Below are 12008 nucleotides of genomic sequence, written 5' to 3' on the forward strand. Positions count from 1 at the left end.
GACACGGCGGGCGCTGTCACGACGGCGGCAGGTCATGAGAATGAGTGCTAACTTCGATTCTGCATTGCGTGTGCGCGCTTACGAAGAAGCCGCCGGTCAGCTGCGGGCACGTCTCGGACAAACGACCGACGCCTCTCCCGATCACAGAAGGCTGACGGCGCTCGATCTGTTTCGGGCCGCGCCGCGCGAGGCGGCAGCACTGTTCTATTTCGATGCGACGCAGAGCTATGCCGATATCGACGGGTTGAGCGACCGTCTCGCCGGCGTTTTCGCACGCAAGGGGGTTGGCCGCGGCGACCGGGTTGCCGTCATTCTTCAGAATGTACCACAGTTCGTCATCGCCAGCGTGGCGGCATGGAAAGTCGGGGCCATCGTCGTCAGCCTCAATCCGATGTACCGGACGCCGGAGCTTCGGAAGCTGTTCAAGGACTGCGAACCCAAGGCGGTGATCTGTCACGATGATCAATGGGACAACGTTGTCCCGGCCGCTGATTCAGTCGATCCCGAATTGGTGCTCTGGACCTCCGCCCGTGAATTCCAGATGCGGAACGATGTCCGGGTGCTGCCGGAGCCGGGCGCGGCGCCGCCGACCCAAGCGCTGGCCGTGGTCTTCGCCGAAGACGCATCCGTGCCGCCGCCGCTTGTCCTGACCCCCGACGACATCGGCTTGCTGCTCTACACGTCCGGAACCACGGGCGTTCCCAAGGGCGCGATGCTCACGCATCGCAACCTGGTGGCGACGGCGCTGGTCTGCCGCGATCATTTCGAGCTGAACAGGACGTCGCGGATCTTCGGCGTCGCGCCGCTGTTCCACATCACCGGCTTCGAGATCCAGATGGTTGCGGCCTTCGCTGCGCGTGCGGCGATGGTGCTGACCTATCGCTTCCAGCCGCAGGTCGCTCTCGATGCCTTCCTCGAATGGCGGCCGACATTCATTATCGGTGCCATCACGGCATACATCGCGTTGATGAATCAGGCCGACGCAACGCGCCGGCATTTCGAGAGCTTCGTCCATATCTATTCCGGCGGCGCGCCGATTGCGCCCTCGGTGATCGACGCCTTTGCGGAGCGGTTTGGACGGGCGATCCGCAGTTCCTATGGAATGACTGAGCTGACCTCTGCAAGTCATCTTGCACCCAACGAAGGTCCAATTCCCGTCGATCCCGCGTCGGGCGCGCTGTCCATCGGCAGGCCAACGTCCGCGGTCGATGCGATCGTGGTCGACGACGAGCGTCACCCGCTCGGACCGGGTGAACATGGCGAAGTGGTCGTGCGTGGGTCCGGTGTGATGGCTGGCTACTGGAGAAAGCCGGTGGAAACCGATGAGGTGCTGATGAATGGTTGGCTGCACAGCGGCGACGTCGGCTTCTTTGACGAGAGCGGCTGGTTCTATCTCGTGGACCGCAAGAAGGACATGATCTCAGCCTCCGGCTTCAAGGTTTGGCCGCGTGAGGTGGAAGACGTGATCTACGGCTTTCCGGGCGTGCGCGAGGCAGCCGTCGTCGGTGCTACCGATCCCTATCGCGGCGAGACGGTAGTGGCTTTCGTCTCCGCGCGGCCTGGTGCCGCAATCGACGTCGCCGCGCTCTCGGGCTTTTGCCGCGAACGATTGGCCGCCTACAAATGCCCTGTCGACATTCGCGTGCTGGACGATTTGCCGAAGACGGAGTCAGGCAAGATTACCCGAAACACACTCCGGGACAGCCTGCGCAGCCAGTAAGGAGTATTCAAGTGGATATTACGCAAAGCGAACGCAGCCGAGAACTGGCCGAGCGTATCGAGCGCTTCATGATGGAGCACATCTATCCGAATGAGCGCCGGTATTATCAGGAAGCGGAGCGGCTCGGGCCCTGGGCCGTGCACCCGATCGTGGAGAAATTGAAGCCGCTCGCGCAACAGGCCGGCTTGTGGAACCTGTTTCTGCCAGCTCACGAGGATGGGCTGACAAATCTTGAATATGCGCCGCTGTGCGAGATCATGGGACGTTCGCATCTGGCTCCCGAGGTGTTCAATTGCAGCGCGCCGGACACCGGAAATATGGAGACGATCCTGCGTTACGGTACGGAAGCGCAGAAGGAGCGTTGGCTGAAGCCGTTGCTCGCAGGCGAAATTCGCTCTTCGTTCGCGATGACGGAGCCCGACGTTGCCTCATCCGATGCGACCAATGTCGCCAGCTTGATCGTGCGTGACGGCGACCATTACGTGATCAACGGTCGCAAGTGGTATACGACCGGTGCCACCGATCCGCGATGCAAGATCATCATCTTCATGGGGCAGACCGACCCAGAGCACCCGGACCGTCACAAGCGCCAATCGATGATCCTTGTGCCGAAAGATACACCGGGCGTGCGTGTCGTCCGTTCGCTGCCGGTGCTCGGATTTTACGGCGTACCGGATCGCGCATCCGAGGTGATGTTCACCAATGTGCGCGTGCCGGCCACCAACATGCTGCTTGGCGAGGGACGTGGATTCGAGATCGCGCAGGGACGGCTTGGACCCGGACGCATCCATCATTGCATGCGGTTGATAGGCCTTTCCGAGCGCGTGCTCGAGCGCATGTGCCGGCGGGCGCTGAACCGTGTCGCTTTCGGCAAGCCGATCGCCGAGCAAACGGTGACGCTTGAGCGCCTGGCCGAAGCCCGCATGATGATCGAGCAGGCGCGACTGCTGACTCTCAGGGCGGCCTATATGATGGACACAGTCGGCAACAAGTCCGCGCGGCAGGAAATTGCCATGATCAAGGTCGTCGCGCCAAACATGGCACAGACGATCGTTGACTGGGCAATACAAGTTTTCGGTGGAGGTGGAACCAACAACGACCACTTCCTCTCGGCAGCGCTCGCCACGACCCGCTTGCTGCGACTGGCAGATGGTCCCGACGAGGTTCACCGCAACCAGATAGGCAAGCTCGAGCTGCATCGTTGGCTCAATTCCGATCCCGCGCGGACCGGCGGCGATGCCGATCCAATGTCCCCAGATGAATCTGAAGCATGGTCCGAAGGAGGCCTGTGGCCGCGCCCGAAACGACTGTCATAGATGGGTCCAGAAGGTGGGGGCTCGCGACCTCGTATCGACACTCTCGGGTCTGCTCACGTTTGCCGCAAGCCGACATCGTGGTATCTGGTCCCGGGCTGTGCGGAAATCAGCTTGGGGACTCGAACCCCGACACCCTCGGACGTACCGATGGGCCAACGGTGACGCGCGCTCACGCGAGCAGCACCGTGCAGTCGGGTCGATCCTCGCTAGGAGAGGCGCTTCCTTATTTGGAAATGCCTGCTAAGCAGTTGATACGACTGAAGGCGAATTCGACCAATTTTTCCAAACGCGGCTTGAAATCGTTGAATGATCAAGCAGGTTTTGATTCCGCCATTCGGAGGTTCGATCCCTCCCGCCCCAGCCAATGCGCAAGCCATTGATTTCGCTAAAAGAATCGACTGCTCCCCGATCGCCCGCACGGGCATTTCGGGGCGGGATCGGGCTTTCTATCTGGAAATCCGTGCCGCTTTGGTTTCCATGCCGGTGGCCGATAAGCGCTGAGTCGCCCCGAGACCCACGTCAACAGGCGATCGCTCTCACGAAATAACGATGGATTTGACGTGGCGAATACCAAGAAGGCCCGCGCTGCTGCTGGCGCGACGAAGAACAGCAAGGGATTGGCGCGTTCCGGGATCTCATCTTCCTCGCCCCTCGGCATGTTGGCGCTGCATCTCCTCGAGCAATGGAAGGCATCCGGCAGCGACGGCATCGTCTTCCTTGCGGAGAGCGAGAACAGGGCCGAGCGCCTCGGCAGCGTGCTGCATTCGCTCGATCCTTCGCTCGAGGTGCTGGTGCTTCCGCGGCTGAATACCTTGCCGTTCGACGGGCTGGAGCCGTCGCGTGAGATCGCCGGCCGGCGCAGTTCAGTGTTGCGGCGTCTGGCGAAGAGCAAGAGGCCCGTCTTCCTGGTGTCGACGGCTGAGGCGATCATGGAGCGGTTGCCGTTGCCCGCGAGTTGGGGCCGCCTCAGCATCAGCTTGAAGGTCGGGGGGCGCTATTCCGAGCAGGATCTCAAGGATCGCTTGGAAGCCCTCGGATACGATCTCGACGAAGAGGCTGATTATCCGGGAAGCGTTCTGTTCCACGGCATGACGTTCGAAGTGTTTCCGGCCGGCGCCCTTGGGCCGTTCAGGATCGAGCATTCCGGCGGCGTGATCCGCAGGATCGCAGGCGTTGATCCCGATGAGCACGACGTTGTCTTCGACACGCAGGAGCTGCTGATCGATCCGATGTCCGAGCGGATCGCGCTGGGAGGCAAAAGGGCGCAGCGCGCGGCGCTGCCGGACTATTGTGATCGCGCGCGCTGGATCGCGGACGCAGGCGTGTCTGCTCACGCCGACAGCTGGCTGAGCACGATCAAGGAGGCGGCCGGCCGCCGCGACACCCAGCGCGAGTATTTTGCACCTGCTGACTGGAAGCGGCTGACCAAGCGCATGAGCGTGCTGCCGCGAAAGGCGGCTTTCATTGCTACGCCTGATTTCTCGAAGGTCGCCTCGTCGCGGAAAGCGCTCCGCGCCTTTGTTGCCGATACGGAGCGTGCCGGATCGCGGCTGCTGCTCGTTGCAGCTGTTGAGGACGACCTGCGCACGATGGAGCGGATGGGCGGGATCAAGGCAGAGCGCTTCACCGACTGGAGCGAGGCGGCGAAGGGGCGGGGCGGCGAAGCCGCGCTCCTGGCAGACTTCGACACCGGCTTCATCGATTCAGGCCGCAAGCCGCTTGTCGTCGTGACGGCGACCGACGTGCTCGGCAGCCGGGCCCATCATCCGCAGCCGATGGCCAGGGCCTGGAGTGCGGCGTTCGATCATCCCGACGTGCCGGAGCGGGGCGCGGTCGTCGTTCATCTGCAACGGGGCCTCGCCGTGCTCGACGGCCTGCAGACCTTCGACATGGGGAAGGAATCGTCTCGCGAGATGATCAGGCTGGCATTCACCGGCGACGATGCCGTCCTCGTTCCTCCCGCCGACCTTGCGCTGATCTGGCCCTATGCGGCTGAGCTCGGCAGGCTGACATTGGACAGGGCCGATGGCAGCACGTGGTGGGCGCGACGGACCAAGGCGGAGCAGGAAATCCAGACCGCCGCCAAAGCGCTCGCCAAACACATCGCGCAGCGGCGTCGCCGGCGCGCGCCCAAGCTGGTCGCTCCTGGTCCCGCATACGAACGCTTCGTCGCGCGCTTTCCGTATTTCACGACGGTCGACCAGGCGAGGGCGATCCGCGACGTGCTGGATGATCTTGCGTCGGGTCATCCGATGGACCGGGTCGTCTGCGGCGATGTCGGATTTGGCAAGACCGAGGTCGCCTTGCGCGCGGCGGCCGCCGTTGCGCTGTCGGGCAAGCAGGTTGCAATCGTTGTGCCGACCACCGTTCTGGCAAGGCAGCACGTCGCGACGTTCCGCAAGCGGTTCGCGCCGCTCGGCATCGAGGTGGGAAGCCTGTCGCGCGCGACCTCGGCGCAGGAAATGCGGGAGACGAAGGAAAGCCTGCGAAGCGGCAAGATGAAGGTCGTGGTCGGCACGCAGGCGATCGCATCGAAGGATGTGAAATTCGCCAAGCTGAGCCTGGTCATCGTCGACGAGGAGCAGCACTTCGGGGCAGCGGAGAAGGCGAAACTCTCGGGTCTGGCGAAGGGTGTCCATACGCTCTGGATGAGCGCCACGCCGATCCCGCGCACGCTTGCGGCAGGTCTTGCGGGGTTCAGGGATCTCAGCGTGATCGCATCCCCACCGGTGCACCGGCTGCCGGTCGTGACCAAGATCGCGCCGCTTTCGGACGCTGCGATTGCAGCGGCATTGTTGCGCGAGCAGCGGCGTCACGGGCAGAGCTTCTTGATCTGTCCGCGCATCCAGGATCTGGATCCGCTGCTGGCGCGCGTGCAGGCGGTCGCCCCGGAGCTCCGCATCGTTTGCCTGCACGGCAAGCTGCCCGCCGATGAACTTGACGACCGCATGATGAGCTTCGTCGAAGGCGAGGCCGACGTCCTGTTGGCGACCAACATCGTGGAAAGCGGTCTCGATATTCCGCGGGCGAACACCATCGTGGTCTGTTGGCCGGAAAAGTTTGGCCTGGCACAGCTTCACCAGCTGAGGGGACGGGTGGGGCGCGGTGGAACGCGCGCTTTCGCGTACATGCTGACCGAAACGAGCTCGGAGCAATCCGGCAAGCGATTAGCCGTTCTGGAGGAGTTCAGCAGACCGGGCGCAGGTTTTGCGATCAGCGAGCGTGATCTGGACCTCAGAGGTGCCGGAGATCTGTTGTCCGAGCGGCAATCCGGCCACGTGCAGGTGTTCGGACCGGTGCTCTATAGCCACCTTCTGAAGCAGGCTTCGGAGAAGACCAACGATCGGTCCGCCGATCTGTGGGTGCCCGACCTCAATCTTCCGCTCGCGGATCTCCTACCAAGGAGTTACGTGCAGTCGGAATCGATGCGCCTCGAAATTTATGGTCGCGTCGCCAGGTGCCGGAATGAAGACGATCTGGAAGATCTGGAAGAAGAGACCTCGCGCCGTTTCGGCAGGCTGCCGCCGGCGGGGCGGGATTTCTTCGCGGCCGCAAGGCTCAGGATCGATTGCAAGCGGCGAGGCATCGTGAGGCTCGATGTCGGGCCGGAGGCCGTCGCAGCGACGTTCCTGCCGGGGAGGCTGCCCAAATCCAGGGCACGATCGCTCCAACGCGACGGCGATCGCGTCTTTTACTCAGACAGGACACACGAGCCGCCTTTCGAGCGGATCAACGATCTGCTGGATATTCTGGACGAGTGAGTGCGACGTCACTGCTAGGCAACGCCTTCGTGGGCCAGCGTCACGCGCCCGCTGCCTCACGGCGCTTTACCCGCTCTCGTCAGACACGAGTCTTGTGGAGATATTTCATCGCCCGACTGCTGCGGAGAACAAATCGACTGATCCGGTGCACTGACATCGCAGTGACATGGAGTGCCGCTACCGCAGAGATGAGGCGGTCCGTCCGCCGTCCTTCGGCCTGCTCCGAGCCATCGGAAAGCCCCCTTCCAGGCCCGACTCGACGGTATCTAGGGCAGGCTATGTCGTTCAGATGCCGGTATTTTTGGGCCGAAATATTGGGCCCGGAGCCGGAATCAGTGCCGCCAAAGCGGGCTCCGATTTTCGCTTTTTCCGTAGGACTACGCGTTTTGCACACCGTTCCGCCCGGTGTTGCCCAAACTTGTGCCCGCCAGCGGCATCTGAAATATTCCCATTGTATTTCAATGGCTTGTCGATTTTCCGCAGTTCAAATGCCCGTGATATTTGTGCAACATTTGCCCGAAAACAGCCGCAGCTCCTGCCGTCGCAAGCGGTCTTTTGTTGCGTGATCGGGGGGCTTCTGTCTCATATGGAACTGCGACGGAGGGGGGCATCCCGAGGTCGTCCCGTTCTAGGTGGTTCGCTTAAGTCCCTCGCGTTCATGCGGGTGTGTCCGAAGGCGCGAAGCGACTAAGCGGGGATTTAAGGGACAAAGGGAACCAACCTGAGGGTGTCTTACCCGGCGGAACCGGAACCTTCCCTGAGATAGAGCAACTTGGAGGTTTAACATGAAGATGGTTAAGAGCCTTATCCTCGGCTCGGCGGCGGCTCTCGTCGCGGTCGGCGGAGCTCAGGCGGCCGATCTTCCCGTCAAGGCCAAAGCGGTCGAGTACGTGAAGGTTTGCTCCCTGTATGGTCCCGGTTTCTACTACATCCCGGGCACCGATACCTGTATCAAGCTGGGCGGCTACCTGCGCGCCGACGTCGTCGTGAACTCGAACTCGGATCACACCGGCAACACCTCGGGTGCCGGCGGTGCGAACAACCGGTTCACGAACGGCTACACCTGGCGCTCTCGTGAAGACCTGAACATCGATACCCGTACGGCGACCGAATACGGTGTTGTCCGTACCTTCTTCGATGCGACGTTCTCGTGGACGACGGACACCTACGCTGGTCAGGGCAACGGCGCGACCGTTTACTCCCCGATCGGCACGGTTGCGGCTCCGAACAATGCCGGCTCCGGTAACGTCGCCGCTGGTACGGTTGGCGTCTACTACGCCTTCATCCAGTTCGCCGGCTTCACCATGGGTAAGGCGGTCTCGCAGTTCTCGGCTCCGTGGGCCAACTATCCGGGCAACAACTTCGACGGTCTCGTCGGCGGCGGCGGTACCATCACTGGCGTGAACCAGTTCACCTACACCGCTCAGTTCGGCAACGGCGTGTCGCTGTCTCTGTCGGCTCAGGATCAGACGGCCTACTATCAGGCTGGCGTGAACAACATCCTCGCGGGTGGCGCTTACGGCACCAGCGATTACGCTGGCACGATTGCTCCGGACCTCGTCGCGATGCTGCGCGTCGACCAGGCTTGGGGTCTGTTCCAGGCGTCGTTCGCGGCGCATGACAACCACGCGGCCTACTACGGCGGCACTGAGTTGACCGGTCATCCGGACGACAAGTGGGGCTGGGCTGGTCAGTTGGCCTTGTCGATCAAGAACATTCCGACCGGACCTGGCGACACCATCAACTTGCAGGGCGTCTACACCAACGGTGCGACGCGCTACAACATCCAGGACCTCGCTGGTTCGGCTGGTGCGAACACCATCTATGGTGGAACCGGTCTGCCGGGCGCCTACCAGAGCATTGGTATCGGCGTTGCTCCTGACAGCGTGTTCGGTGCTATCGGTGGCGTGAACACTGGGCAGCAGCTGGTCACCACCTGGGGCTTCCGCGGTGCATACGTGCACAACTGGAACCCCTACTGGAACACCTCGATCTACGGTGCTTATGCCGGTATCACCTACAACGATACGGCTAAGACCCTGCTCTGCGGCGTCGGCGGCGTGGGCGGTTCGGTTCGGACCACCCTCAATGCTCTGGGCGGCGCGATCACCACCTGCAACCCCGACTACAACATCGCGCAGATTGGCACCCAGACCCAGTGGACCCCGGTCAAGAACCTGACCTTCACGGCAGACCTGACCTACACCCATCTGGATCAGAAGTATGCTGGTACGGTGGCGGCGCCCAGCGCCGCGATCGGCAAGCCTGCCGCTCTCTACGAGCTGAAGGACCAGAATACTGTGACCCTGCTGCTCCGCGCTCAGCGCAACTGGTAATACCGGTTGATCTGACCGTAAGCTAACAGAGCCCCCGGTGGAAACGCCGGGGGTTTTGCTTTGCCCGGCGGTGACTTGCTCGCTAGCCATTTTTCTTTCGCGCGACCCCGGGTCATTGACGCAGACCAGTCCACGGCGGACGTTTGGCGAGCCATGACGGTAGCCCAACAAATAGTTCGCATGATCCGCGAGCAGCCACGTCTCACAGAGCGCCAACTTGCTGAGCGCATTTTCGGAGAGGGAGCCTCCATACAGCGCGTCAATCCAACGTGCCGAAAGCTAGTGGCGATGGGATGGCTGGAGCGACATGGCCGAGGATGGGCGGCAGACCCGTTCACCTATCATTCTGCGAAACCTAACCTCTGAGCCGAGAGAGTTCAGCTGATCCGTCTATCTCGCCGAAGGGCTATGCAAAAGGGAATCGCAGGGATTCGAAAATGCTTAGAGGGAGCCTCTATAAGGCGAGTTACAAATTGAACTAACGCTCGTTAAACGAGAGCTCCGGGATAACGAAATTCTTTGACATTGAAGCTTGTTCTCCCCGGAATTCCATAAGCCGATAAAGAACTTTTAAGCCCATAGTCGTTCCGCTGGCGTGTGTCAGAGACAACAAAAAGCCCTGTCCTCCAGCCACTTCTTCCTCTGCTAGCGACCGTGGACGTCCACGCTTGTTCGCGAAAACGCGGTTGAATGGCTGCGACGCATTGATGTAGTCCGTCAGGAAATCGGAGCGCCCAATGTCCACCACCAACAAGCTGACGCTCAATTTCCGCTGCCCGGCGGAGCTTGAGGGGCTGATACCGCGGCCCATTCCGGCGGCCCAGGGCGTGCCCGGCTGGCTCAAGGCGATGCCGGCGACGGCGTTCTCTTCGATCGACCTGCGCGACGAGGACACCATCAAGCGCTGCCCGCCATTCGTGGATGCGATGACCTGTGGGTTCCTGCTGCCACTGATCTGCGACCTCAAGGTCGAGGACGGCGAAATCACCTGGGACCACGAGCTGCCGCCGGGAGGCACGCCCGAATTCCCGCGTTCGCCGATCGGATTTCACGACCCGGGTCAGGTCATCGGCACGCCGCTGTTCGAAGAGGGCCGCTTCTTTCTCAAATTCCACAATCTGTGGACCGTCGAAGCGCCCGAAGGCTACGCGGTTTACTTCACGCATCCGGTCAATCGCTTCGACCTGCCGTTCACCACCCTCAGCGGCCTAGTCAATTCCGACCTCTATACCGACAATTGGGTGCACTTCCCAGCATACTGGCACGACAGGAGTTTCAGAGGTGTCCTCCCCAAGGGAACTCCCGTCGCGCAATGCATTCCGGTCAAACGAGACGACTGGACTGCACACACATCCTCCTTCACCGCGGAAGAAGCCAAGCGCGTCGGCCAATTCCGGAGTGAGCTGAGACGGCAGCCCAACCTCTACCGGAGAAACTTCAGGGCGTGAGACGCGACGAGATTTCGTCCAATGCGCCCGGCCTCACTTCCCACCGAGGAATTTTGCAACGTCCCGTTGGGAGAAAAAGAAGCGACCATGAGATGCCGCGGCCATGACGAATGCCGCACGCCCCAATAGCTGGGGCTGACCACGAATGATGGAGCGTAGCGCCGCCTCGGCTGCGTCGCGCTCTCCTTGTTCGAACAAGGATGTGGCGAGGTAGGCGCGGGTCGAGCGATCATCGGGGTACTGGGCGAGCACGCGGCGGAACGCATCCGCGGCCGCGGCGTAGTCGCCATGAAGGACCAGGACCCGCCCGAGTTGATTGAGAACGTCGAGGCGTCCCGGCGCAGCATCGCGCGCGGCTGTCAGGACGCTCGCAGCCCGCGCGAAGTCATTAGTGTCCTGCAACAGCCGCCCGAGATCGAGCTTCAGATCGATGCTGCCCGGGGCAAGCGCGAGGCCGGCTTCGATCGTGCTGATCGCCTCGTCGTATTGACCGGCCTTGGCAAGCTGCCCGGCGAGTTCCTGAAATGAAGGGAGATATGGCGGGCGGCGTGCAACCGTGCGCCGAAGCTGTGCCAAGCCGTCCGTGGCCCGCCCCGCACCGCACAACAATGCGCCAAGCAAGGTCTCGACCTCGCCATCGTCGCCGCGGCGCGCAACCCGCTCGAGCGGTGCAATCGCCTCGACTTCCCGCTTCTGTCCCATCAGGGCATGCGCGAGGAGAAGCGTCGCGTGTCTGTCCTTGCGGTTTGATTTCAGAATGCTTGTCGCGATCTGCTCTGCCTGAGCAAACTGCCGCGCCCGCAACGCGGATGCGCCTTGTTGCAGCGCCTGAGCGAGGAAATTGTTCTGATTGCCACTCACGGGAAAGCTTCCGGAGGATACGAGAGATTATCGTGGGCGCTAGCGCGGCCGTTTCCGGGCGTCCAGCAACAATCTCGTGAAAACACAGTATGAGGTCAACCAAGCAATCCGCTCGCGATGCGCTACAACATCCAGGACCTTGCTGGTGCCAACACCATCTACGGCGGTACCGGTATTCCCGGTGCTTGCGGCAGCGTCGCTCTCGGCATTGCGCCTCTGCGGCCCCGGCGGCAACGGCGTGGGCGGTACCTGAGGTGCTGTGCTCGGTGCGGCAGTCGCAGGCATGACCTCCTGCAGCCGGACTACAACATCGCCCAGATCGGTACGCAGACCCAGTGGACCCCCGTCAAGAACCTGACCTTCACGGCTGACTTGACCTACACCCACCTGGATCAGAAGTACGCGGGCGTCGTTCCGAACAGCGGCGCTTCGGTTGGCAAGCCACTTGCCCTGTACGAGCTGAAGGATCAGAACACCCTGCTCTGATGCTCAAAGTCCAGCGCAACTGGTGATCCGGTTGATCTGACTGAGATCTAACAGAGCCCCCGGCGCCAAAACGCCGGGGG

The 12008-nt window shown here is 62.0% G+C and carries 7 protein-coding genes and 1 pseudogene; 7 read left to right on the forward strand and 1 reads right to left on the reverse strand.

The features are described from left to right. Positions 1 to 40 precede the first annotated feature (40 nt). The 6 genes from QDT69_RS22955 to QDT69_RS22980 all read left to right on the forward strand — a co-directional run bounded on the left by QDT69_RS22955 (position 41) and on the right by QDT69_RS22980 (position 10581). Positions 41 to 1720 (forward strand): AMP-binding protein, encoded by a 1680-nt coding sequence (locus tag QDT69_RS22955; RefSeq protein WP_279708750.1) that lies wholly within the window; start codon positions 41 to 43, stop codon positions 1718 to 1720. Positions 1721 to 1731: 11 nt separating this feature from the next. Next, the gene (locus QDT69_RS22960) at positions 1732 to 3036 is read left to right on the forward strand and encodes an acyl-CoA dehydrogenase family protein (protein ID WP_279708751.1); all 1305 of its coding nucleotides are present in this window, start codon (positions 1732 to 1734) and stop codon (positions 3034 to 3036) included. 306 nt (positions 3037 to 3342) lie between these two features. Further along, positions 3343 to 3537 (forward strand): hypothetical protein, encoded by a 195-nt coding sequence (locus QDT69_RS22965; RefSeq protein ID WP_279708752.1) that lies wholly within the window; start codon positions 3343 to 3345, stop codon positions 3535 to 3537. A 155-nt stretch (positions 3538 to 3692) separates the two neighbouring features. Beyond that, positions 3693 to 6797 carry a helicase-related protein gene (locus QDT69_RS22970; protein ID WP_279708786.1) on the forward strand — a complete coding sequence of 1035 codons (3105 nt, stop codon included), beginning with the start codon at positions 3693 to 3695 and terminating at the stop codon, positions 6795 to 6797. Between the two features lie 785 nt (positions 6798 to 7582). Continuing rightward, on the forward strand, positions 7583 to 9133 hold the full coding sequence (locus QDT69_RS22975; RefSeq protein WP_279708753.1) for a porin: 1551 nt from the start codon (positions 7583 to 7585) through the stop codon (positions 9131 to 9133). 737 nt (positions 9134 to 9870) lie between these two features. Next, complete coding sequence (locus tag QDT69_RS22980) at positions 9871 to 10581, forward strand: hypothetical protein (RefSeq protein WP_279708754.1); 711 nt, start codon at positions 9871 to 9873, stop codon at positions 10579 to 10581. Between the two features lie 33 nt (positions 10582 to 10614). Here the strand turns inward: QDT69_RS22980 and QDT69_RS22985 are convergent, their stop codons facing one another. Next, positions 10615 to 11442 (reverse strand): tetratricopeptide repeat protein, encoded by an 828-nt coding sequence (locus tag QDT69_RS22985; protein ID WP_279708755.1) that lies wholly within the window; start codon positions 11440 to 11442, stop codon positions 10615 to 10617. Positions 11443 to 11739: 297 nt separating this feature from the next. Between QDT69_RS22985 and QDT69_RS22990 the strand changes: the two are divergent. Beyond that, positions 11740 to 11954 (forward strand): annotated as a pseudogene (locus tag QDT69_RS22990) (porin); the annotation flags it as partial. Between the last annotated feature and the right edge of the window lie 54 nt (positions 11955 to 12008).

The organism is Bradyrhizobium sp. CER78, from assembly GCF_029846235.1.
Classification (GTDB): Bacteria; Pseudomonadota; Alphaproteobacteria; order Rhizobiales; family Xanthobacteraceae; genus Bradyrhizobium.

What these genes read in the sequence shown, in the direction of transcription:
- QDT69_RS22955 (WP_279708750.1), top strand. Translation starts at nt 41, where the DNA reads ATGAGTGCTAACTTCGATTCTGCATTGCGTGTGCGCGCTTACGAAGAA.
- QDT69_RS22980 (WP_279708754.1), top strand. Translation starts at nt 9,871, where the DNA reads ATGTCCACCACCAACAAGCTGACGCTCAATTTCCGCTGCCCGGCGGAG.
- QDT69_RS22970 (WP_279708786.1), top strand. Translation starts at nt 3,693, where the DNA reads ATGTTGGCGCTGCATCTCCTCGAGCAATGGAAGGCATCCGGCAGCGAC.
- QDT69_RS22975 (WP_279708753.1), top strand. Translation starts at nt 7,583, where the DNA reads ATGAAGATGGTTAAGAGCCTTATCCTCGGCTCGGCGGCGGCTCTCGTC.
- QDT69_RS22965 (WP_279708752.1), top strand. Translation starts at nt 3,343, where the DNA reads ATGATCAAGCAGGTTTTGATTCCGCCATTCGGAGGTTCGATCCCTCCC.